Source organism: Pseudomonadales bacterium (assembly GCA_041395945.1).
Classification (GTDB): Bacteria; Pseudomonadota; Gammaproteobacteria; order Pseudomonadales; family Azotimanducaceae; genus SZUA-309.
Window position 1 is genome coordinate 769,373 of sequence record JAWKZN010000002.1, and the last position, 21,953, is coordinate 791,325.

20 protein-coding genes and 1 tRNA gene are annotated in these 21,953 nt (G+C 62.2%); 10 read left to right on the top strand and 11 right to left on the bottom strand.

The features are described from left to right. Positions 1 to 50 precede the first annotated feature (50 nt). On the top strand, positions 51 to 1,043 hold the full coding sequence (locus tag R3E82_20185) for a hypothetical protein (GenBank protein MEZ5553212.1): 993 nt from the start codon (positions 51 to 53) through the stop codon (positions 1,041 to 1,043). Positions 1,044 to 1,129: 86 nt separating this feature from the next. Beyond that, a complete protein-coding gene (locus R3E82_20190) occupies positions 1,130 to 1,615 on the top strand; it encodes a CDP-archaeol synthase (GenBank protein ID MEZ5553213.1) in 486 nt (161 codons plus the stop codon). On the opposite strand, the gene R3E82_20195 is transcribed toward R3E82_20190, so the two are convergent. Beyond that, entirely contained in the window at positions 1,612 to 2,559 is a 948-nt protein-coding gene (locus R3E82_20195; protein ID MEZ5553214.1) for a metallophosphoesterase, read from the bottom strand. The two genes, R3E82_20190 and R3E82_20195, sit on opposite strands and share 4 nt — an antisense overlap. Before the next feature lie 108 nt (positions 2,560 to 2,667). Continuing rightward, positions 2,668 to 3,129, bottom strand: a complete 462-nt coding sequence (locus R3E82_20200; protein MEZ5553215.1) for a PPOX class F420-dependent oxidoreductase — start codon at positions 3,127 to 3,129, stop codon at positions 2,668 to 2,670. Positions 3,130 to 3,247: 118 nt separating this feature from the next. Between R3E82_20200 and ppk2 the strand changes: the two genes are divergently transcribed. Further along, complete coding sequence (gene ppk2, locus R3E82_20205; GenBank protein MEZ5553216.1) at positions 3,248 to 4,192, top strand: polyphosphate kinase 2; 945 nt, start codon at positions 3,248 to 3,250, stop codon at positions 4,190 to 4,192. A gap of 5 nt (positions 4,193 to 4,197) precedes the next feature. Here the strand turns inward: ppk2 and R3E82_20210 are convergent, their stop codons facing one another. Beyond that, positions 4,198 to 5,019: an NYN domain-containing protein gene (locus R3E82_20210; GenBank protein MEZ5553217.1), complete on the bottom strand. Its 822-nt coding sequence runs from the start codon at positions 5,017 to 5,019 to the stop codon at positions 4,198 to 4,200. 95 nt (positions 5,020 to 5,114) lie between these two features. Here R3E82_20210 and pbpG point away from each other — a divergent pair, with 95 nt between their 5' ends. The 3 genes from pbpG to R3E82_20225 all read left to right on the top strand — a co-directional run bounded on the left by pbpG (position 5,115) and on the right by R3E82_20225 (position 7,704). Next, complete coding sequence (gene pbpG, locus R3E82_20215) at positions 5,115 to 6,056, top strand: D-alanyl-D-alanine endopeptidase (protein ID MEZ5553218.1); 942 nt, start codon at positions 5,115 to 5,117, stop codon at positions 6,054 to 6,056. A gap of 173 nt (positions 6,057 to 6,229) precedes the next feature. After that, entirely contained in the window at positions 6,230 to 7,558 is a 1,329-nt protein-coding gene (locus R3E82_20220; protein ID MEZ5553219.1) for a cation:dicarboxylase symporter family transporter, read from the top strand. A gap of 70 nt (positions 7,559 to 7,628) precedes the next feature. After that, a tRNA-Gly gene (locus R3E82_20225) sits at positions 7,629 to 7,704 on the top strand. A gap of 16 nt (positions 7,705 to 7,720) precedes the next feature. On the opposite strand, the gene R3E82_20230 is transcribed toward R3E82_20225, so the two are convergent. Further along, complete coding sequence (locus R3E82_20230; protein ID MEZ5553220.1) at positions 7,721 to 8,521, bottom strand: enoyl-CoA hydratase-related protein; 801 nt, start codon at positions 8,519 to 8,521, stop codon at positions 7,721 to 7,723. A 345-nt stretch (positions 8,522 to 8,866) separates the two neighbouring features. On the opposite strand from R3E82_20230, the gene R3E82_20235 reads away from it, so the two are divergent. Next, positions 8,867 to 9,523, top strand: a complete 657-nt coding sequence (locus R3E82_20235; protein ID MEZ5553221.1) for an enoyl-CoA hydratase/isomerase family protein — start codon at positions 8,867 to 8,869, stop codon at positions 9,521 to 9,523. A gap of 132 nt (positions 9,524 to 9,655) precedes the next feature. Here R3E82_20235 and R3E82_20240 read toward each other — a convergent pair whose 3' ends face one another. The 4 genes from R3E82_20240 to R3E82_20255 all read right to left on the bottom strand — a co-directional run bounded on the left by R3E82_20240 (position 9,656) and on the right by R3E82_20255 (position 14,038). After that, entirely contained in the window at positions 9,656 to 9,817 is a 162-nt protein-coding gene (locus tag R3E82_20240) for a hypothetical protein (protein MEZ5553222.1), read from the bottom strand. Between the two features lie 378 nt (positions 9,818 to 10,195). Continuing rightward, positions 10,196 to 11,650 carry an alpha-L-fucosidase gene (locus tag R3E82_20245; GenBank protein MEZ5553223.1) on the bottom strand — a complete coding sequence of 485 codons (1,455 nt, stop codon included), beginning with the start codon at positions 11,648 to 11,650 and terminating at the stop codon, positions 10,196 to 10,198. A gap of 196 nt (positions 11,651 to 11,846) precedes the next feature. Further along, the gene (locus tag R3E82_20250; protein MEZ5553224.1) at positions 11,847 to 13,727 is read right to left on the bottom strand and encodes a hypothetical protein; all 1,881 of its coding nucleotides are present in this window, start codon (positions 13,725 to 13,727) and stop codon (positions 11,847 to 11,849) included. Between the two features lie 29 nt (positions 13,728 to 13,756). Then, positions 13,757 to 14,038, bottom strand: a complete 282-nt coding sequence (locus tag R3E82_20255) for a hypothetical protein (GenBank protein ID MEZ5553225.1) — start codon at positions 14,036 to 14,038, stop codon at positions 13,757 to 13,759. A 150-nt stretch (positions 14,039 to 14,188) separates the two neighbouring features. Between R3E82_20255 and R3E82_20260 the strand changes: the two genes are divergently transcribed. Then, positions 14,189 to 16,162 carry a hypothetical protein gene (locus R3E82_20260; GenBank protein ID MEZ5553226.1) on the top strand — a complete coding sequence of 658 codons (1,974 nt, stop codon included), beginning with the start codon at positions 14,189 to 14,191 and terminating at the stop codon, positions 16,160 to 16,162. A gap of 105 nt (positions 16,163 to 16,267) precedes the next feature. Here R3E82_20260 and R3E82_20265 read toward each other — a convergent pair whose 3' ends face one another. The 3 genes from R3E82_20265 to R3E82_20275 all read right to left on the bottom strand — a co-directional run bounded on the left by R3E82_20265 (position 16,268) and on the right by R3E82_20275 (position 19,843). Continuing rightward, positions 16,268 to 17,593: a membrane dipeptidase gene (locus R3E82_20265; GenBank protein ID MEZ5553227.1), complete on the bottom strand. Its 1,326-nt coding sequence runs from the start codon at positions 17,591 to 17,593 to the stop codon at positions 16,268 to 16,270. Positions 17,594 to 17,702: 109 nt separating this feature from the next. Continuing rightward, positions 17,703 to 18,920, bottom strand: coding sequence for an MFS transporter (locus tag R3E82_20270; GenBank protein ID MEZ5553228.1), 1,218 nt, complete (start codon positions 18,918 to 18,920; stop codon positions 17,703 to 17,705). A gap of 65 nt (positions 18,921 to 18,985) precedes the next feature. After that, positions 18,986 to 19,843, bottom strand: a complete 858-nt coding sequence (locus tag R3E82_20275) for a VOC family protein (GenBank protein MEZ5553229.1) — start codon at positions 19,841 to 19,843, stop codon at positions 18,986 to 18,988. Positions 19,844 to 20,107: 264 nt separating this feature from the next. Here R3E82_20275 and R3E82_20280 point away from each other — a divergent pair, with 264 nt between their 5' ends. Together R3E82_20280 and R3E82_20285 are read left to right on the top strand one after the other, a co-directional pair. Next, the gene (locus tag R3E82_20280; GenBank protein MEZ5553230.1) at positions 20,108 to 20,926 is read left to right on the top strand and encodes an enoyl-CoA hydratase-related protein; all 819 of its coding nucleotides are present in this window, start codon (positions 20,108 to 20,110) and stop codon (positions 20,924 to 20,926) included. 353 nt (positions 20,927 to 21,279) lie between these two features. Then, positions 21,280 to 21,939: a transposase gene (locus R3E82_20285; GenBank protein ID MEZ5553231.1), complete on the top strand. Its 660-nt coding sequence runs from the start codon at positions 21,280 to 21,282 to the stop codon at positions 21,937 to 21,939. The last annotated feature ends 14 nt before the right edge of the window (positions 21,940 to 21,953 follow it).

Sequence of the window (21,953 nt, forward strand, 5' to 3'; positions counted from 1 at the left end):
AAATCGGAATGTCTGCGAGCAAACCTATGAACGTGCTGGAGATTTCACGTTTGAAACCCGGAACCAGGCAGTGCACGCTCATCACCGCTGTGCTGCTCTCGTGCACACTCACCCCGCGGGCGATTGCGGAGTCGGACGAAGAAGAAGCGCGAATCGACAGACTGCACCGCGGCGCGACGAACATCGTGCAGGATATGATCAGCGCCGTCGATGGTTTCTTTGTGTCCGACGACTATGCAACTTTCGAAGACAACCGCACCCGCGTTCGCCTGCGGCTGAACATCGACCATCTGGAAAATCATGGCTGGGATGTTGCGCCGAAGATCAAACTGCACCTGGTGCTGCCTGGCCTCAGCGAGCGGCTGCGGCTGGTGGTCAACGAAGGCGACAGTGTCGAGGACGGCAACGGGTCACCCTCCGATGATGATGAGAATGATGTTGCCCTGCGCTGGATCGGCAGGCAGAGCGGAACGACCAGCCTGGCCTTCGACCTGGGACTGCGGCTGAAGAGGGGCAGTCTGGATCCTTTCGCCAGAATCAATACCGGCATTCAATACGGGTTGACCGACAACTGGCAGGGACAGACGACCAATCGGATCTACTACTACTCGAAAACCGGGTTGCGCAACGACCTGCGTCAGTACTTCAATCGTCCCATCAGCGACAACCTGCTGTTTCGTGCGCGCACACGCATCCAGTATTTCGAGGAAAATGACCACAACCCGAACCTGGAGCAGAAGTTTTCGGTATTCCATACCCTCGCCAGCCAGTCTGCCCTGGCCTACGAGGTGCTCTGGCGGGAGGAGGCGGCCGAAGATTCACCCTTTGACGATGATGAGATTCTGATCCCCGCCCGGAAGCAGTATCAGCAGGCGGCCATCCAGCTGCGTTACCGGCGCAGCTTTCTCAGGGACTGGTTTTTTGTGGAGTTCTGGCCAATGGTCGTCTGGGCCGAAGAACGGGACTGGGAAACTCTGCTCGCAGGCCGGATCCGGTTCGAGGTCAATCTGGGCCGGCATGGAGATCTCAGGCTGGATGAGTAAGGAGACCCTGATCAGGCAGCCACATCTCAGCGTGTCGCACCGGCGTTCTGGCAGGGTGCGATGGATCCCCGAGGCACCGGGCTGAAATGCTGCTGACAGCCATCAGCGCGCTGCTTCTGCTGCTCGCCGCCAACGGCGCACCCGTGCTCGGGAAACGCCTGCTCGGAGAACACCTGAGTGCGCCCCTGGACGGTGGTCGGCGTTTCCTGGACGCTCGACCGCTGTTCGGCCGCAGCAAAACCTGGCGCGGCCTGACTTTGAGCCTCGGCGCGACCGCCCTTGTCGCCCCGCTGCTGGGCTATACCTGGACACTGGGAATGACTTTTGCAGCCTGCTCCATGGCAGGCGACCTGCTTACCAGTTTCATCAAACGACGCCTGAATATTCCACCCAGTGGCAGATTCCTCGGGCTGGATCAGATTCCCGAAGCTGCATTGCCTCTGCTGGTGTTTCGAGCGCAACTCGGCCTTGATCTGCTGGATGTCGCGGCACTGACCGGGCTGTTCACAGTCGGCAGTCTGCTGCTGTCGAGAGTCATGTACAGACTCGGCATCCGGGACCGGCCTTACTAGGAATCCTCGGTGTGCAGTTCATGCACGGTGATTTCAGGTGGACAGTTCAGCCGCACACCCAGTATCGAAGCACCGGCGCCGGGTGAGGTATATCCCCGCATATTGCCGTAGGTCCAGGGGCCCCGGCCCAGTCGACGGGGAATCCGGGCATCGAGAATGACCGGATGTCCGCCCGGCAGACAGATCTGACCGCCATGCGTATGACCGCAGAGCAGCAGGTGCACGCCCGCATGCGCCGCCTGCCGGTAGACCTCGGGCGTATGGCTGAGCAGGATGGTGGGTGCGGCTTCCGGGATGCCTGCCAGCGATTTCTCGATATTCCCCACACCGTAGTAGTGGGCGTCGTCTATGCCGGCCAGATACACACGCCCATCCCCTTCACCGAAAGATGCGCTCTCGTTCATGAGTACGCGAATGCCCATCTCTTCCATAGCCGGCAGCATGGTGACGCTGTCGTGATTACCCAGCACCGCAAAAACATCACCCGACAGACTGGCTCTGAGTGCAGCCAGTCGCTGCACGGTCTGCCCGATCTCTCCAAAGGTGCGGAATCGGTAGTCGCCGGTCAGCACACAGAGGTCGTATTCGGCGCTGCGTACCCGGTCGATGAGGACATGCACGATGTCTTCATTCATGTCCAGGTGCAGGTCCGACAGATGCAGCACCCTCAGTCCCTCCAGAGAGGGCGGCAATCCGGGCAGGGCCACCCGGTGTTCGACGACCCGCAGATCAAGCGTATTGCGGATCGCCCGCTGATGAAGGCCCGTCATGCGCAGGCTGAAGCGGATAAGGGAGGGAAAGGAATACCAGTTCTCGAGGTGGAACAGGCTCGACCCACCACTGAACACCCGGGCTTCATGATCTGCTTCGATGCCCAGACGCTGGCGGGCGTGAAGCGGGCCGAGTCGCTTTTCCAGGCGTTGCTGAATCTCACTGTCGCGCATGGTCAGTGTGGTTTCCGGTTGCTTTGTCCACGCCCGACCGAGTGTGCCTGCCCGCGACGGCTACTGTCATCCACGCGTTCTCCGCAGCTGTCTGTCATCGACAGCAGATCACTCATATTGCAGGCGCACCCGGATGTATGCCCGCCGTTGCAAGCGGCCGGTGAGCCTCGCACCGGTGTCAGCCAGCCACATCTGCCAGCCGTACTTGCGCCGTAGCGCCCCAAGTGCCCGGGCGATCCCTGCAGCATCCTCGATCAGCTCCGCCCGGGTATCGCACCAGTCACCCAGCAGACGCCCGCGCACATCGCAGACGGCCATCCGGGATCGTCCGCTGTGTCGGATCCGCTTCACCTTACCCGCATCTGACGCCGAAAAAACATAGAACTCGTCGCCATCCCGGGCACACCAGACAGGTGTGGCGACTTCCACACCCGATTTCCGGTAGGTGGCAAGACTCACGTAAGGCGCCCGCGCAAAAGCCTGCTCGAATCCCGGCTGACGATTTCCGCGCGCAGACCCGGTACCACCCCCGGGCTCAGGTGCATCACCGGGTTTTCCTGTCGCTGCCATGACTCCTCCTTCCTCCAGTAACGCTCGCGCGATTTCTTCAGACACAGTATCTACCGTGGGACGATCGATTGCCTGAGGTATAAACTTACCCGTCTGCCCCAAGGAGTACCCATCAGGCGTGACCGACCTGCCGAAAATCCCCTGGTATGACCTGCTCAGCGACTCACTGGATGTCGATCAGTCCAGCCGGCCGATCCTCAGTTATCAGGCGCCTCCGCAAAACAAGGCGTCGGTCACCGACCATTTTCGCGGGCCCCGCTATCCCTACCCGGAGCGTCTGTCGCTGCGTAACTACGTGGAGGGGAAACTCGCCCTGCAGATCGAGCTGGTCAAACTCCAGAACTGGATCAAGGACACCGGAGGAAAACTCCTTATTCTCTTCGAAGGCCGGGATGCGGCAGGAAAAGGCAGCGCGATCCGCTGCTTTATCGAGCACCTCAATCCCCGTGGTGCCAGGGTCATCGCCCTGGTGAAACCCACCGAGATCGAACGCAGCCAGTGGTATTTTCAGCGCTATGTGAATCATCTGCCCTCAGGCGGTGAAATCGTGCTTTTCGACCGCTCCTGGTACAACCGCGCCGGGGTCGAGCGGGTGATGGGCTTCTGCACGGAAGACGAATACTGGGACTTCGTCCGTTCTGCCCCTCTGTTCGAACAGATGCTGGTGGATACCGGCATCATTCTCTTCAAGTTCTACCTTTCGGTGAGCCGGGAGGAGCAGGCTCAGCGGATTCAGGAACGGACAACCAATCCACTGAAGCAATGGAAACTCTCACCGATTGATGTGGAGGCACAGAATCGATGGGACGCTTACACGGACGCAAAGGAAGAAACCTTCCGCCTCACAGACACCGATCAGGCACCCTGGACCATCATCAAATCGGACGACAAGCTTCGGGCCAGACTGGAAGTCATGCGCTTCGTGCTGAATGCTGTGGATTACGCCGGTAAATCTGCCCAGGCGGTGGGCGCTGTGGACCCGCTGCTGGTTGCCAACGTCGGGCGGATCTACGCCGGCAAGGCATCCGGTACCGCGAGAAAACGGGATCCGGCAGGGCGCTGATCGATTCAGGAATCCGGCGTGCTGCGCACCACGTAACCGCCGGAGCGTTCGTCGAGTTCCAGAGACAGCAGCCCCCTGGCTTCCGCCTCCTCCAGCAGATCGCCGAACGAACTGAAGCCATAGGCCGATTCGGTGAAGCCGGGCTTTCTGCGTCGCAGGGTCTGCTTGATCTGCGAAGCCCAGACCTTCTCCCGGCCACCCCGCTCACTGAACAGGGCTTCCGCCGTGGTGAGCACGAGTTCGATGGCCTCTGCCCGCGGGTCGTCTTTCGCCGGTTCAACCTTCGCCTTTGTCTGTCCCGGTGCCGCGCCCGCCGCTTTCGTGCGGCTGCGGCTGCGGCGTTTGCGGCCTTTTTCGGTGACCGTGACCAGATCGTCGTAGTAGATGAACTCATCACAATTGCTTGTGAGCAGATCCGAGGTGGAATTCTTCACCCCCACACCGATGACGATCTTGGCATTTTCCCGCAGCTTGCTGACCAGGGGCGAGAAGTCCGAGTCGCCGGAAATGATCACGAAGGTGTCTATGTGCTCTTTCGTGTAGCACAGATCCAGTGCATCCACGACCATGCGGATGTCCGCCGAGTTCTTGCCGCTCTGTCGCAGATGGGGGATCTCGATCAGCTCGAAGGCCGCCTCGTGCATGGCGGCTTTGAATTCCTTGTAGCGATCCCAGTCACAATAGGCCTTTTTCACCACGATACTGCCCTTGAGCAGCAGACGTTCGAGCACCAGATCCATGTCGAACTTGGGGTAGCGGGTGTCGCGCACACCCAGTGCGACGTTCTCGAAGTCACAGAACACGGCAAGGCTGAAGTCTTCGTTCAAGGTGGATTTCCGGCGGGTGAGGTCGCAGACACCATACCCCACCGGCTCCAAACTCTGCTAGCCTCTACCAGCGACCAATTCGAGAGCGTTCGCTGATGATGCCAATCGCCCATTACAGACGAGGACTGCTGGCGGTGTGCCTGGCACTGCTGACGACCGGTTTCACCGCAGCGTCTGCAGAAACGGCCCTGGAAGCGGGCACCCCGCCGGTACAACTGGCCTCCGTGTACGCTCTGGTCGGCGACCTCTCCACCGGCGAGGTCCTGTTCGGCAAACACCCCGATATCCCGGTACCCATTGCGTCTGTCACCAAACTCATGACCGCCATGGTGGTGCTGGATTCAAAGCAGTCTCTGGATGAATGGATTCCCGTGATGGACTGGGCGGAAAACCCGGAGAAGAACGCTTACTCGAGGCTGCGGGTCGGTTCGGAGGTCAGACGCGGCGATCTGCTCAGAATCGCCGTGATGTCCTCGGAGAATCTCGCGTCCAACACCCTCGCCCGTCACTATCCCGGTGATGTACCGGCATTTGTCGCCGCGATGAACGCGAAGGCGGCGCAGCTCGGCATGAGCAACGCCAGCTTTGCCGATCCGACCGGTCTGTCCACCGGCAACACCGCGTCTGCCCGGGATCTCTGGAAGATGATTCTTGCCGCCTATCAGTACGACGTGCTGCGGGACTATTCCACCACCTACCAGCACAGTGTTTCATTCCGGAATCCGAGGTACTCGCTGGCCTATGGCAATACCAATCCCCTCACCGCAAGCAGCCGCTGGGATGTGCGCCTCAGCAAGACGGGCTATCTCAGCGAATCCGGCCGCTGTCTCGCCATGGTGGCAGACATCGGCGGGTCCCCGGTCGCCATGATCCTGCTCAACTCCCTGGGCACCCGCTCGCCGCTGGGCGACGCAGGTCGGGTTCGGCGATGGCTCGAAACGGGAGAACAGGGCAGTGTTGCGGGTGCCGCGCGGGACTACGAGCGGGAAAAGAGCCGCGCCCTTCCGGTAAGCGCCACCGAGCTTGCCGACGACTGATCCATCTCCGGCGCCGTGATTGAGCCCTCGGTGTAACCGCCGCATCGATCCGCACAGCGGCGGACCCACAGCTATCCGCCCCTTTCCCGTGTCGGCTATAGTGCACGCCCGGTGCAAGTAAGGAAGTTCAGTTGCTGTCGCTAACAATCAATCTCATTCTGTTCGCGGGCCTGATGTTCCTTCTGTTCAGGTTGCGGGGACCGCGCCTGCCGCTGTCCCGGCAGATTCTCGCCGGACTGCTCGCCGGTCTGGTCTACGGCTTCGCCCTGCAGCTGATTTACGGAAGCAATTCCGAAGCCGTCTCCGCCACCCTCGAGTGGACGGATGTAATCGGCACCACCTACGTGAACCTGCTGCGCATGATCATCATGCCGCTGGTGCTGGTGATGATGATCGCCGCCGTGGTGCGCATGCGGGAAGTTGCGGAACTCGGCCGCATCGGTGGCAGTGTCATCGGCATTCTGGTCGGCACGACCATGATCGCCGCGCTGGTCGGCATCCTGGTCACCAGCCTTTTTGGCATCACCGCTGATGGTCTGACCCAGGGTGCCCGGGAACTCGAACGCGCCGCAGCACTGACCGAACGCTACGACAGCGTCGCAGCGCTGGGGTTGTCGGACATGCTGGTGCGCTTCGTACCTTCGAATATTTTTGAAGACCTCACCGGCGCACGGCCCACCTCCATCATCGCAGTGGTGGTCTTCGGCATCCTGTTCGGCATCGCCGCACTTGGCGTGAGCAGAGAAAACCCGGAGCGCGGCACTCGGATCGCGGAATTCATCGAGTCGACCCAGGCCATCATCATGAAACTGGTGCATATGGTTATGGCGCTGACCCCCTATGGCATCCTCGCCCTGATCACCAAAGTAGTGGCGGGCTCCAACGCCCAGGATATCCTCAACCTGATCGGCTTCGTGTTCGCCTCCTATTTCGCCATCCTCATCATGTTCGCCGTGCACGCCGCCCTGCTGCTGCTCGGTGGGGTGAACCTGAGGGACTACTTCAGAAAAGTCTGGCCGGTACTCACTTTCGCCTTCACCTCCCGCAGCTCCGCCGCAACCATCCCCCTGAATGTGGAAACCCAGGTTGAAGAACTCAAGGTACCCTCATCGGTGGCCAACCTCTCCGCCACCTTCGGAGCGACCATCGGCCAGAACGGCTGTGCAGGCATCTACCCCGCAATGCTGGCGGTGATGATCGCGCCGACCATGGGTATTGATCCCATGAGTCTGAATTTCATTCTCTCGCTGGTGCTGGTGGTTGCCGTCAGTTCCTTCGGGGTGGCGGGTGTGGGGGGTGGTGCTACCTTTGCCGCCCTGATCGTGCTGCCCGCCATGGGGCTGCCGGTCACCGTTGCCGCCCTGCTGATTTCCATCGAACCCCTGATCGACATGGCGCGTACCGCTCTGAATGTAAACGGTTCGATGACCGCCGGTGTCCTGACCGGCCGTCTGCTCTCGCCTGTCCATGATCGGGGTGGGGCGGCAGCCGGCGAGGCCTGAACCGGCGCGCGCAAATCGGCGCGCACACACTCGCCACCCGGCCCGGTCCTGCGTACACTAGCCCGCTCACGCGGGAGTAACTCAGTTGGTAGAGTTCCTGCTTCCCAAGCAGGTTGTCGCGAGTTCGAGTCTCGTCTCCCGCTCCAGTCTTCCGCAGACGGCTCAGCGCCCGGTGAATACCGGTGGGCGTTTTTCCTGAAATGCCGTCACCGCCTCCCGGTGATCGGCGGTCTTCATGGTGAGTTCCTCGTATTTCAGGCAGATCGGCATCACCATGCTCGATACGGATCGCAGATAGGCGTTCACCGCCATTTTCGATGCGGCAATCGCCTGCGGAGCGCCGGCTGCGAGCCTGTTTGCGATCTCCAGCGCGCGCGGCAACAGCTGATCCTTGTCCTCGACATAGAAGTTGGCAAGTCCGAGTTCCACCGCTTCTCTGCCGGTAATCCGCTCACCGGTCATCAGGTAATACTTGGCGCGATTGACCCCGATCAGAAACGGCCAGATGAGCTGGCCGCCGTCGCCTGCGCCGATACCCATATTCACATGCGTGTCGGCGAACACCGCCGAGGGGCCCGCGACGACCACGTCGCAGAGCAGCGCCACGTTCGCACCCAGTCCCATGGCGTAACCGTTCACTGCAGAGATCATCGGCTTTTCGCATTCGAGGATGTGATCCACGATCTGGCGGGCTTCCACCATCATGGTAGGTCCGCTCGGGTTGGAGCCGATGGGGTCGCCGGGACCGAAATCGCCTCCCGCACAGAAGGCCCTGCCTTCGCCGGTGAGCACCAGTACCCGCAGTTCGCGGTCGTTGGCGAAATCGCGACTGAATCTGGCGAGTTCGGCATGCATGCGACCGTTCACAGCGTTGAGTCGCTCGGGCCGGTTGAGCGAGACAACGGCGATACCGTTGTCCTTTCGCTCGATCCGCATCGTTTCGTAATTGTCCTGATTGAGCATGATCTCCCTCCGCGACGACAGTCATGAACCGGGCGAGTGTATCGGAAGCTAGCAGCGATCACGGCGCAGCGCAACGATCGACGGGATCCTGGTCAGCGCCCCGTAGTCCGTAGCGAATCTGCTGCGAACAGATCCCGCAGCCGCTCGTGGACCACGCCGGCGAGCGGTAACGTGGCCCGGTCAATCTCGAGATCGGTCACCACCGGTCCTCGCTCCTGTAGAATCTCGCGATCGAACATCACCGAACAGGTCTCGAAGGTTCCGGGGCCTTACGGCACGCGCGGACGTTCACCCGTGCATCGCCGGACAGGCCCTCGGACAATTCACCTCCGGAGTTCATGCATCATGACCGATGAAAAAGTTCTGCTTCTCGAGCAGCCCGCAGATGGGGTGGCGCGGTTGATTCTGAATCGTCCGGAGAGCCGGAACGCGCTGTCCCGGTCACTGCGCGATGCACTGGTTGAGGGCTTGACAACGCTCGCCGCGGACGACGACGTGCAGGCGGTGATCCTCACCGGTGCCGGCGACGTGTTCTGCGCAGGCTTCGATCTGAAGGAGCTCTCCGGCGGACACAGCGCCGAGATCTTCGCGGATGCTGCGCACTACCACCGGGTGGTGCACCGCTTCCCGAAGCCGCTGATCGCCGCCGTTAATGGTCCCGCGCTTGCGGGCGGCATGGATCTCGCACTGATGTGCGACATCCGCTTCGGCACGGGTCAGGCCCGCTTCGGACAGCCGCAGATCCGCTTCGGCGTGCCGGCTGCCTATGATCTGCTGGCAAGCCTGTGCGACGACAGCACCGCGCGCTATCTCTGCCTCACCGGCAACACCATCGACGCAGCCACTGCCGAAGCCCGCGGCATACTGTCCGGGCGCTTCGAGGACGCCGCCACGCTGCAGCAGGAGTGCCTGAACTGCGCCACGGGGATCGTGTCGTCTCAATCGGGCAGCGCCTCGAAGAAAGCGTTTCTTGCGCGTCAGCCAAAGCTGTTCGAGGAATAAGGAGGTGACACGACGGACGTGGGTTACGGGTATGGACGGCAGGATGCCGACACCCGGGACCGGCAACGGTCTGCGTGGAAACAGACGCTCCGGCGCCATCTCTCAGGTTCCTGGGCGAACCAGTGGGGTGCTTCAGTTCAGCCGGGGTGCAAAGGACGCAAGAACCACGATGGCGACGAAGAATGCCGGGACCGCGGCCAGAGGACCAAAGCCAGCGGGTGCGATTGACGCATAGGTGGCGACGGCGATCAGGCTGGCGAGAAGGCCTGCGACCAGAAAGCGAAAGTAACTCATGCACGACTGCCCGGAGACTGAAGACGGCGGCATATTAGTCGTACAGGTCGGACAGAATGTGGACCCCGTCACGGAATGGGTGTTCGGCTGCTGCAGCGGCACGCCCGATTGATTCGGATCAAAAAAACTCGCCCCGACTGACGCACCTCTGGTCAGCACGCAGTGGCAGAACAGGACCGGCGCTTCCAACAAACGACCGGCTGCCGCCGGTCTGCAGTCGCGCACGGTGGTGGCCCGTCTGCACAGTTCCAGCCGCCACTGAGGCGTGAACCCGATGGCGGTGTGCAGTTACAGCGTTTCTGGACGATTGCGCAGTTCGTCCGGAATGAAGGGATCTATGGTTACCCGGTGGTAGCGCAGAAAGGCAGCACGGGCCGTTCAGGGCAACTTCAACTCCATCGCCTGAGCCGGGCTGTCCAGCCAGGTGCCTGTCAGGCTCAGTCCGTCCTGGAGCTCGCACAGCACGGGCTCATCTGAACCCAGCAGTCGGGCGCTGGCATCGAGTCCCGCCAGCATCGACGCTGAGTCGGCCGGCAGCCTGATGAGAACCTGCCGTTGAGCCGGCTTGCCCAGAATCAGGACGAACAGACGATCGGACTTTCGGGTAAAGCGGACTGGCAGTCCGCAGGCCGTGGTTGCCGAGGCGCGAATCCAGGGTCGGGTCTCGAAGATGGCCGCACCGTTGGTTGCCAGCCAGGTGCCCAGTGATCGCAGCCGGTCGACCTGCAGCGGCGGGATCGTGCCGTCGCGCATGGGTCCGACATTCAGCAGCAGATTGCCGTTCTTGCTGACGATGTCGATCAGCATATGCACGAGTTCATCGGCCGTCAGATAGTCTTCGGCGGATTCCTCGGCGTTGAATCCGAAGGATTTGCCGATGCCGCGAACACATTCCCATTTACGTGCGGAGATCTCTTCCCTGACCGTGTACTCCGGGGTGGCGAAGTCGCTGTGTGGCGGAGCCGGTGGTTCAATACCCGCTGCCGGACCGCGACGGCGGATCAGGTAGCTGACAAGTTTCCGCACAGGACCCAGCCGGAAAAACCATCTGTTCCAGGCCGGCACCTGAATCCAGCGATCATTGATCACCCCCTCGGGTACTGTGTTGTAGTAGTACGCGAACAGATCGTAGAGATTGGTACCCGGCGGATAGCCGATGTCGTTCCAGAGCACGCTCGGTCGGTACTTGTCGATCAGCTCCCGGTAGTGGGCATCCACGTAGGCGACGTACTCGGGGTCCGTGCTCCCACCCAGGGCGAGCGAAAGAAAATCCTCGATGGGTGGATGGAAGAACGACCAGTCAATCGACCCTGAGTAATAAAGCCCCATGCGCATGCCGCGGGCGCGAACCTCCGGAGCCAGCTCCGCCAGGATGTCGCGACTCGCTGTCCAGTTCGGTTTCGTTGGATGCGGCGTGTCGCTGTTGAACAGAGTGAAGCCATCATGATGCTTGGTGACCAGCACGACATAGCGCGCCTGCGCTTGACTGAACAGCTCCGCCCACTGCGCCGGCTGCCAGTCTCTGATGGCCGCATTGAACTCCTCCGCGAAGGCCGCGTAGTCGTGGTCGCGGCCATAGGTCGACAGGTGGTGCCTCTGCGCCGGGGAGCCGTCGAGTCTGATGGAGTTCAGGTACCACTCCGCGTAGGGCGTGTTGGCGAACATCGCGCGCTCCCCGCCCTTTTCGAGCAGCTCGGCGAGATTCTTCTCGATCGGCGCATAGGCCGGAATACAGGACAGGCTCCAGTGAATGAAGATGCCGAACTTGGCATCCTCATACCAGGCCGGCAGCGGATGTCGGGCAACCGACGCCAGGTTCGATTCATACTTCACGGTCGAGTACTCAATCGGTGTCGGGCAGAGGCAGAATCAGAAGTTGCGAATGGATTGTGACATGTTGTCCAGGGTGGACTCGAATAATCTGCGCGAGGTTGACACCGGCGTGGAGCAGGCCCACCGGTGTCACGCCGAACTTCCAGATGCGCTGGCGTAAGAGTCGGGCTGCCACTCCCATCCCTGTCGTACCGGGTCAGCGACCGAGCAGGCTGCCCATCACACAGCCCACTGCCTCCATGCGATCCTGTGCGGAGAGCGCGCTCTCCGGTGTGTTCATCAGCTGGGAGCAGCGGGTACTCCGGCCTGCTTCGGTGTCCGGCAGTAGCGCAGCCAGCTCCCCGCGCCACTGATCCACGTCCAGCGGCCGTTCGCTGGTGGGATCCTTCACCCGCACGCCCACCAGCGCCTCCCGCTCCGGCCCGATCGCTGCAGGAATCAGCGTGTAGGTCCGGTAGATGCCGTCAGGCCCGGTGATCTTGAACTGGTGCTCGTCGTCGAAGAAGCCCGGTTCCTCGTAGCCGTGCACGGTACTGCCGGCAAGTGCCACGTCGCAGAGCAGATCGCCGAGCCGCAGCGGCTCTCTCTCGAAGCCCATGACCAGCTCGGCGGCGGCATCATCGTCCAGATCCACGCCAGGCAACGCCTGCTCACACTGCCCGCGGCGCTCGGCTGCGGCCACGGCTGTGGCGATCGCCTGGGCGCGGGTGGCGGCACCCCGGTACAGCTCGCTTTTTGCCGGCGCGTCAATCGCCTTGAGCAGGGTGCGGATCTCCTGCACGCCCTGCCGAGTCTCGGGAACCTCGTCGAGGAAGTCCTGAACCTCGTCCGCCACGGCTGCGATCCTGGACTGATGGGCCTCGTAGTAGGCGTTCTCGAAGGCCTGCTTCGCTGCCGCCGCGGGTTGCCGTGCGAGCTTACGGCGCTCCTCCCGGGCAAAAGCCACCAGCTCACGCAGGCCAGCCAGGGTATGGGGGAACGCACCGAGGCCGGCCACAGCCTCATCGCTCGCAGCGCTTGCCGCCTGAGCCTGGCGGGCGCCGATGAGCTCCGCCAGCCGGCGGCTGTCTTCCGCCGCAAGCTGTCGGTAGGCGGGATTGGTGGTCATGGCGGTGAGGCTGGCGCGACCTTCCTCGTTGGCGGGCACACCGGCAATGGTTCGCTCGAGGTCCTTCCATATCCGCTCGCGCGCCTGCCCGGCCACCGACTGCAGGCTGGCCAGCCGCTCTACCGGCACGATGTCGTCAAGGTCCCTGGCCGCCTCAGTCAGGACACCGTTCACCGTCGCCAGCCCCTCGATGGTGCCCGGCGCGGACGCCAGCCGGCCCTTGAGTTCCGCCAGCACCTCGTCCGTGAGGCTGTCACGCATCTGTTCGATGCGCCGGAAATAGCCGTCGGCTTCCTCCTGCGGCAGGATCTGCAGGCTGCCGGCCACCAGTCTTCCCGGCATTGCCGCCGGGTGGCGCATCTGCTCGATTGGCCGGCGAATCTGCCCGGCGCCCTCCTGACGACCGAAGTCCTGAAGCCGGGCGAGCAGTGCCAGGATCTTCAGCTTCCCGGTGCTCACCGGCAGGCTGTTCAGCGCATCGAGGTTTCCTGGCACATCCTGCCGGGCCCGGCTCACAGCCTGCAAGGGCTGGCTCATGTGGTACTGCACCACCCTGCGCAGCTCGATGAGCTGCTTCTGAACGTCGAACCGCTTTGCCTTGGTGGCCACTTTCGTGCACTCGCTGACCGTGGCGTGAAAGGCGCGCTGATCCGCCGTATTCCAGCTCAACAGGGGTTTGCCAAAGGTCTCGGCAAAGGCCGGGGCCGCCACTGCCCTGACCAGGGTCAATTCGTTGTCGTTCCGATCTTTCCCCACCCAGCGGTTTATGGGTACCCGATCCTGCCCGTCAAGGGTCATTGCGAGCCGCTCCATGGCGGCGCAGCCGGGCAGAGAAATTTCGATGGTCGCCGCTGCGGATCCGCCCGGGGCTCCGCGGGAGGCTGCCTGTACCTCCTGATTCAGGAAAATGCCAGCCCCTCCTGTCAGCGCCATTGCGATTCCCGTCTGCATAAGTACCCTGATTCGCATGTCCGTCATCTCCTGTCAGTTGTCCTTTGTCAGTCGTCCCTGGTGAGCACCAGTCCCATAGATCCCGTCAGCCGATCGGAACGGAGCACGAGCACCACCTCGCCCCGGCTGCCGGAGATCCGGATCTCATCGCCGCTGTGCCGATAGCGCGCCCGATGAGCCGTATCCGCCACCTGCATGAGCACCGAGCCGTCGGCAGAAAACACGTACCGCGTGGTGCCGCTGGCGTCGCTGTATGATTCGTCGAGCCCTTGCCCACAGCCGGAACCGGTGAGAAGAAGCATCGTGGAAACGATCTGCCTTGCGCTCAATGGTGCTGGTTCCCTGGGTGTTGCGAGGCGAGGCACCAGAATCGTCCGGATGAAGAAACCACGCATCGTGAGGTATCGGCAGTTAAGGCCAGTAACCGGCAGATTGGTCCCGGACGGGAATCGGATTGAAGTTTCGTAGACAGGTTCACAGTGGCTGACAGCAGAAAACGTGGCGTGCGGGCTTCCCGCATCCGACTGGAACAGGCGATGCGGGAGGCCGAACTGCCTCGTCTCACCCAGGCAGCGCTCGCCGAGCGGATCGCCGACCTGGAAGCGCTGGAGACAGCGCCGCGGGACATGGTCAGCCGCGTGTTTCGCGAGCAGCCCGTGGATCCCCAGTCCATCGAGCGGGTGGCCCGGGCGCTCGGCGTGCCGACCCATACGCTGTACCTGACGAGCACGGATCCGCCCCTCGCCGCTGGCCAACCGGGGCCGGTGGACGATGCAGAGACTGGTTCCGCCCCGGAGCTCAAGCCTGCCCGCTGGCGGTGGTTCCTGTTGATGTGCGTTGCCGGCGCGGTGCTCTTTCTCGGCGCAACCGTGACTTTTCGCTGGGATGAGGTGAACTGCCGGCTGCGTGCGCTGACGTCGACCGCCACCATCGAAGAAGGCCGGCTGGGTGTGCTGATCGCCCGGTTCGAGGGAGATCAGCACGCTCAGGCCCAGCGCTTCGTTGCCGACCGGTTTCTCGATGACGCTGCACTGGCGCCCTTCCTTTCTGTGGTGACGCTCTGCGACACCTACAGCGATGCAGGGCCCGGAGACCGGCGGGTCAGGCTCGACGGAATTCGCGGCGCTGCCCAGCGGCAGCTGGCGCGGGCCGGCGCCCACGTGCTGCTCTGGGGAGAACGTCTGGGAGATGTGGTCAATCTGCGGCTCGTCTCCACGCGGACGGATCTGTCGCCGCAGCAGGTGGAGCTCGGAGGCAAGTCGGTAACGGTGGACGAGCGGTTTCTAGAGATTCCACTGGACATCGCCAGGCCTGAGCTGAGCCTGCCGGACCTGAAGAAGCTGTCGCTGACACTGATGCAGCTCGGGGCGGACACCCTGAACGACCGCCGCAACAATGCCATGGCGAGCTACCGGTCTTCCATAGAGTGGCTGCAGGCCTCCGTTGTCACCGACCGCAATCTGCGCAGCAGCATTCGAAGTGAGATGGATCCCACCCGCTGGGCGCTGGTCAACGCTCAGCTTTGCTACAAGTACCGGTTGCTGGGCGACTACGAGTCCTCCCAGGAGCATTACGAGTCCGCCATCGCCGCCTGCGAGGCGGTGCTCGAGGTCAGACCCCAGGCGGAATTTCCGCAGGACTGGGCGGCGGTCAAAACCAATCTCGGCTCGGCCTGGTTGAGGCTGCATGCCTATGCCCCCACCCTGGAACTGGCCGTGGAACGACTGCAGCGGGCCGGTATCGAGATCGAGTCCGCAGCCGAAGTCATCGACCGCCAGGTGACCCCGCAGCTGTGGGCGGTGAACCGACGGATCCTGGGGACGATCCTCATCCGTCTGGGGGAACTCGGCACCGGGCCCGAATCATCGGACCTCTTCGACCGGGGCGTCGCCGAGCTGCAGGCAGCCCTGGATGTACAGCGCCCGGAATACCAGCCGCTGGATTGGGCGCTTACCCAGCAGAACATCTGCCTCGCCATGTATCAGCACGGCGCCCGGCTGGGACAGGACGGGCTGGCCATGGTCCGGGAGGCGATCAACCGGTGCCAGGAGGCGGCAAGCTGGTTGTCGCCTGGCACCGCCGCGCTGAGCTGGGCCATGGTGCAGAACAACATTGCCGCCAGTACCGCGACTCTGGCTCAGCTCGAGGGAGATCCGGATCTACTCACCCGGGCGGCGGAAGCGTTCCGGGAAGCCGCACGCGTTTACACCCGGGACCGGGTACCCGTGAACTGGGCAGAGGTGGAGGTGAACCTCGGAGAGCTCACCTGTAACCTGGCGCTCATGCGTGGTGAGCCGGCACTGCTCGACGAGGCCATCGTGCACGTTCAGGCTGCCCTCGAGGTGTTCCTCGAACATGGGATCGCACGTTACCAGCGGCATGCGGAGCATCTTCTCGCAAACCTGGATGCCTGTGATCGAGAGGCGGTGGTCAGCTGTCGGTGTGGTGACTGAGCGGCTGCCAGATGAAGATGCCAGCTGCGGCATCCTCATACCAGGCCGGCAGCGGATGTCGGGCGACCGACGCCAGGTTCGATTCATACTTCATGGTCGAGTGCTCTATGGACGCGCAGCGGCAGTCTGCTCAGCCTTGCGCCACACCCGAAGAAAGTTGCCGCCCCAGATTTTTTCGACATCCTGGGCGCTGTAACCTCGCTTCAGGAGACCGATCGTCACATTCAACGCTTCACTGGCGTCGCTGAATCCGGGGATCTCGCTGCCATGATTGAAATCGGTGCCGATCCCGACATGATCGACACCGATGCGCTTTACGATGTAATCGAGGTGATCGAGCATGTCATCGAGACTTCCCGGACCAATGAGTTCGCTGACCGCGCTGAGAAATTCTGCCTGTGCTGCGGGGTCATCAATCTCCCAGTAAAGCTCGAAGGGATACAGGTAGTCTTCCGTGACACCCGCATCCCGCCGTGCGGCTCTGATGTTCGCATCCAGCGCAGGATCGGCGGAGTTGAACAGATAGCCTCGAAAAGGCGCAACGTGAATGACCCCACCTGTTGCGCCGATGCGGTCGATTTCCTCATCCGACAGATTCCGGCTCACACTCGACAGCGCCTGCACATTGGAATGACTCGCGATGACCGGCGCGCGGGACAGATCCATCACCTGCAGGGCGGCCTGTTGCGACAGCTGGGAGATGTCTACAACCCCCCCGAGCATGTTGATCCGTTCGATCGCCGCCACACCCAGCGCAGACAATCCACCATGCTCTGCGGTAGGTTCATGAGTCCCGGTCTCGCTTAAAAAAAGTGGTCGCGAAGAGTCCGCGAAGTCGTTGTGACCCATATGAGTCAATGCAAAAACACGGACACCGGACTGGTAGAGTTCATCAATTGAATCCACTTCCGTGCCCAGTATCAGCGCATTCTGCAACCCGAGGATCAATGAAAGCCCGCCGTCGGCGTGCGCCGCCTCGAGTTCATCGACTGTGCGTGGAATGACCGCATTGTTTGCCGGATCTGCTGCCAGCGTGACGACCGCAGCAAGCTTCTCATCGGCGATCTGACGCGCTGCCGCATAGCCTTCCGGCGTTCTCGGTCCCGGGCCTACGGCCACCGACATCACCACTGCATTCACACCACCTGTCCGCATTTTCTCCGGCGCCACTCTCGAGACCCCATCCGGCCCTGCATAACGCGAAGGACTTCCCGCGATCTCGATGTCCGCATGGGCGTCCAGCACAAGTGCGGCGTGATGCACTGCCCGGGCGCGCGCGAGGAACGCCTCTGCACTCTCCACAGGCTGTGCCACGGGCTGTACCACCTCCGCCGCATCCTCGGTCGGTTGCGAACAGGCCGACAGCAGAATCACCAGAAAAACAGACAGGCCCGCAACGGCCGGAGATTTCGATTTCAACTTGCCGATCACAGGCGCGCTCCTGATTCCAGTTTGAGAGACAACCACTAGAGTTCTATTTCTACGCCAGGTCAACACGCAACTTCCCGCGATCTCGTCTCCCGCCAGGAAAGCTGCATCCTCAAGCGTCTGAGCCTGATTCCTCTGCAGCCAGCAGACGGCGTACATTCCACAGCTTCGATCGGGTCAGCAGGAGGACCTGCACGCAGGCCATACCGAGAACGGGTACCAGCACCGCACCGCGTGTGCCGAACTGCCCCACACACCAGCCGAGCCCGATGCTGCCGATGGGTGTACCGCCCGCCATGCCGAGGGAATAAACCGACATCAGTCGCGCGCGATGACTTGCGGGAGACGCCTCCTGCACGATGGCGCGGGACATGGTCATGCTGATGCCACCACACAATCCCCACAGATACACGACCAGGTAAAATCCCCACAGGGGCAGTTCGAAGTGCAGCAGTGAGAGAATGGCGATGCTGCAAATATTGCCGAGCAGCAGCCCGCGCCCGGGTCGCTCCAGCCCGCCGCGCCGCATCAGCCAGAAAATCGTGGTGCAGGTGCCCGCCATGTTGGTGCCGAACACCAGCGCAATGCCCCCCGCGCTGCCGAGATAGAGGTCCCGGACCATCAGCGGCAGGATCACCATGAAGGTACCGACAAAAAACACACCGATAGAGAATGTGAGCACCAGCGCGGGCCGGATCGCCTCTGAACGCCAGGCCACCGACAGACCTTCGCCGATTTCCCGCAGTGGATGACCTCGTGGCCTTACGGCGGCCTTTGGCAGTTTCGGGATCCGGCGGGTCGCCAGTGCGGCTGCGAGCAGGCAGACAGCCTGGGCACTCATCAGTACTGCAGGTCCGAGCTGGTCTGCACTGGAACCGATACCGAAGCCGAGAATCTGCACACCGAACTGCACGCCGATGGTCAGTGTCACCACCCGTTGAATTTCATGGCCGGCGACTCGATTGAGCAGTGCGTCCCGTGCCGGTTGCGCGAACGCGGCAAAACAGCCACCAACGAATGCCCAGCCCAGCAGGACTTCATAAACGATGAGGTCAGCGACCACGAGCATCGCCATGATGAGCGGTGGAGCGATCATGGCGAACTGCAGGCGTATCAGCAGCTGACGCTGGTCCACCCGATCGCCGATGAGGCCGCCCCAGAGTATGAGCAACAGCATGGGAAGCTGGCCCGCCGTCTGGGCGAGGCCGACCCGCTCCGGGGATTCGTGCAGAAACACGGCGACCAGCCAGGGATACAACACCATCTGAATGCCACCGGGTACGAGGAACAGAGCAGTGCCGGTGAGATACCAGCGCAGGCCCGGATTCATCGGTTGCTCCCTCCGAACCGGCCTGGCGGCGGGGTTATCGGCGTTGCAGACACATACAATTACGGTCAGGCCAGATCTTCGAGCAGAATCCGGGTACCGAAGACCGACGCCGCGTCTACCTCAAGCGGCCCCGGCTGCCCGCCATCGTCTGACACTTCGATCCCACGCTCACCGAGACTGGCAACCGCCGTGGCGGCATCACTGACCTGCAGTACCAGGGCATACATACCTTCGCCGCGTGTGGCCAGGTGTGTGGCGATCGAGGCTGCAAACGGGCACTGGGGATCCGCAACACTGACCAGTTCGATCACACCCCCGGCAGGCGGCCGGACGGTCACGGAACTGACGCCTCTGCGGGCGTCCCGTGCTGGCGCGGCGACAGGCAGGCCGAGGCCTGCACCGTAAACGGCGCTGGCTGCTTCGAGATCCCGCACCGCGATGATGACCCTGCATACACCGGTCAGCCCCAGAGATCGGTCCTCCCGCTGCTGAATCTGCTCGGGTACCGCCTGGAACGAATTCACCGGATACACGCGGATCAGCACACCGTTGGTCGAGTTGGGGTGCACATCGCGTCCGGCGGCCCCCGCCATCAGCGGCAGCACATTGAGGCCGCGGCCGCGCAGCAGATCGGCCTCGGCATCGGGATCCGGCGCTTCGAGCATCAGCGCAAAAAGGCCTTCGCCGCGGCGATCAAGAAATTTCTGCAGACTCTGGCTCAGAGGGGTTGCCGGATCTGCCGGTGACATGAGTTCGATGTTACTGCCGCCTGCCGGCACGCAAAGTGCCAGCTTTGCACCCAGGCCCGGCACGCTGTCGGAGGAGATATCCACCAGCGGCATGCCGAACCGGTCCCGGAAGACACTCACGAGGGCATCGAAGTCCCGGGCGGCGATGGCGATTCTGGGCATGGCGGTGATCATGGTGCTCTCCCTTGTTTTCCGTCTGATAACCTTCGGACCGATCTTCGGTCCGGTCGCCCCGGGGACAACCCTGGTCGTCGATGAAGATCCTCTCCGGGACAATTCCACACCGTCCGACTCGCGGTCAATACAGGTCTTAAACCAAAACCTGGTATTAAAGTGGTGCCATCGGAGCCATGTTTCAGCAATTGCTGCTGATTCGCAGGTGCGGGACCGGCGCCTAAGGGGCGATACTTGGGTTCGAAAAGAATAGAAGGGAATGACATGAGTTTCGAGACAGTGCTCTACGAAGTTGCCGACCAGGTCTGCACCATCACGTTTAATCGGCCGGAGAAGATGAACACCTGGAACGCCACCGTGGCCGCAGAACTCAGCGAGGCCCTGCAGCAGGCCAACGCCGATCCGGATGTTCGGGCTGTGATCATCACCGGCGCCGGCCGGGCCTTCTGCGCCGGTGCGGATCTGCAGGGGGGCGCTGGCACCTTCGCCAACCGGGAGCGCCGTGGCGGGGCAGAGGAAAACGTGGGCCGCAACCTGCGCAATCTGTTTCCCAATGAGATCGACAAGCCAGTGATCGCCGCCATCAACGGACCTGCGGTCGGGGTGGGGATGACCTACCCGATGCTGTGTGACATTCGTCTGGCGTCAGAAAGGGCCAAAATGGGTTTCGTATTCACTCGCCGCGGCATGATGCCGGAACTCGCCGCTCACCTGATCGTGCAGCGGGTGGCCGGCTTCTCCAACGCAGCGGATCTGCTTCTGTCCGGGCGGATCTTCACAGGTGCGGAAGCGGCGGAGATGGGACTGGTTTCAAAAGTGCTGCCCCATGACGAGCTGCTGCCGACTGCCAGAGCGATGGCACGGGACTATGTGAACACCGCGCCAGCGTCTGTGGCGATCACCAAGCGGCTGCTATGGAAGGGCCTCGACTCCAACCCGGCGGACATGATGAAGCTCGAAGGTCCGGCCTTCGCCTGGCTCGGCAACCAGGCCGACGCCAGGGAAGGCATTGTGTCATTCCTGGAAAAGCGACCACCCGTCTGGTCGCTGACGCCGGAAGATATCCCGGATGATCTGCTTTGATAGAAACGAATCGCCGCTCGGCATCTTGGAGCATCTCTGTCGCAAGCTCCGCGGCTCTGCTGGAAGCAAGCCGTACCGAATTGAGTTGATTGTCGCAACTCCGTTCGGTCACGCAGCATCCAGATCTCGGCGGCTTGCCCGCGTCGGTGCAGTGGCGATTTCCGCCATACAGAAAAACCACCAGGCGAATGCGGCGCCAACAAGCGCATAGAGTCTTGCGGCGGTGGACTGCCTGCGGATCAGGCTGCCTGCAGCCTAGCCCGAAAATCTCACCGATGTAATGGAAATAGGCCTCTGTCTGGTGCATAAAGTGAGTGCAAACAACACGTTATGACACGCAGAGGAAGAGGCCTATGGCGACAGAGTGTAATCCCGAGCAACTGAAATTTCACGCACTGGATCGCCGTCAGGTGATCGGTCGGTTCGATGGTGGCCGGATCACGTCCGACGGTGGCGGACTGCTGCTGCGGGAGGTGGATCAGCGGCTGGGCATGCTCAGTCGACTCGCCGGCTGCTTCACCGATTACCGTAATCCGAACAGTATCGAACACAGTGTCCACGCGCTGGTGGCGCAACGCGTCTACGGTCTGGGGCTGGGTTATGCAGATCTCAACGATCACGATGGGCTGCGCTCGGACAGCGTGCTGGCGCTGTTGGTTGGTAAACGGGATCTCACGGGTGAAGACCGCGAGCGAGACCGTGACAGAGGGTATCCGCTGGCCGGATCGAGCACGCTGAATCGACTGGAGTTGACCACACCGGCCTCGGCGGCCAGTGATCGCTACAAGAAGATCGCTGCGGATCCGCAGGCGCTTGACCGGTTGCTGGTGGACCTGTTCATTGAGGCCCACGATGTGCCACCGCGGGAGATCTGGCTGGATCTGGATGCAACCGATGATCCGCTGCACGGCCTGGGCACCACCCGGATAAAGTTCGAATACTGGTCAGGAATGTTCAACCGGCAGTCGCCGGAGGAGGCGTTCGCCTCAATCGCACAAAACACCCCCCGCTGAAGAGAAAACAACAC

Excerpts from the sequence above, each read along its gene's own strand:
- R3E82_20280 (MEZ5553230.1), top strand. The coding sequence starts at position 20,108 with ATGAGTTTCGAGACAGTGCTCTACGAAGTTGCCGACCAGGTCTGCACC.
- pbpG (MEZ5553218.1), top strand. The coding sequence starts at position 5,115 with ATGATGCCAATCGCCCATTACAGACGAGGACTGCTGGCGGTGTGCCTG.
- R3E82_20240 (MEZ5553222.1), bottom strand. The coding sequence starts at position 9,817 with ATGAGTTACTTTCGCTTTCTGGTCGCAGGCCTTCTCGCCAGCCTGATC.
- R3E82_20195 (MEZ5553214.1), bottom strand. The coding sequence starts at position 2,559 with ATGCGCGACAGTGAGATTCAGCAACGCCTGGAAAAGCGACTCGGCCCG.
- R3E82_20270 (MEZ5553228.1), bottom strand. The coding sequence starts at position 18,920 with ATGAATCCGGGCCTGCGCTGGTATCTCACCGGCACTGCTCTGTTCCTC.
- R3E82_20250 (MEZ5553224.1), bottom strand. The coding sequence starts at position 13,727 with ATGCGAATCAGGGTACTTATGCAGACGGGAATCGCAATGGCGCTGACA.
- R3E82_20285 (MEZ5553231.1), top strand. The coding sequence starts at position 21,280 with ATGGCGACAGAGTGTAATCCCGAGCAACTGAAATTTCACGCACTGGAT.
- R3E82_20230 (MEZ5553220.1), bottom strand. The coding sequence starts at position 8,521 with ATGCTCAATCAGGACAATTACGAAACGATGCGGATCGAGCGAAAGGAC.
- R3E82_20235 (MEZ5553221.1), top strand. The coding sequence starts at position 8,867 with ATGACCGATGAAAAAGTTCTGCTTCTCGAGCAGCCCGCAGATGGGGTG.
- R3E82_20200 (MEZ5553215.1), bottom strand. The coding sequence starts at position 3,129 with ATGGCAGCGACAGGAAAACCCGGTGATGCACCTGAGCCCGGGGGTGGT.
- R3E82_20190 (MEZ5553213.1), top strand. The coding sequence starts at position 1,130 with ATGCTGCTGACAGCCATCAGCGCGCTGCTTCTGCTGCTCGCCGCCAAC.
- R3E82_20275 (MEZ5553229.1), bottom strand. The coding sequence starts at position 19,843 with ATGATCACCGCCATGCCCAGAATCGCCATCGCCGCCCGGGACTTCGAT.
- R3E82_20220 (MEZ5553219.1), top strand. The coding sequence starts at position 6,230 with ATGTTCCTTCTGTTCAGGTTGCGGGGACCGCGCCTGCCGCTGTCCCGG.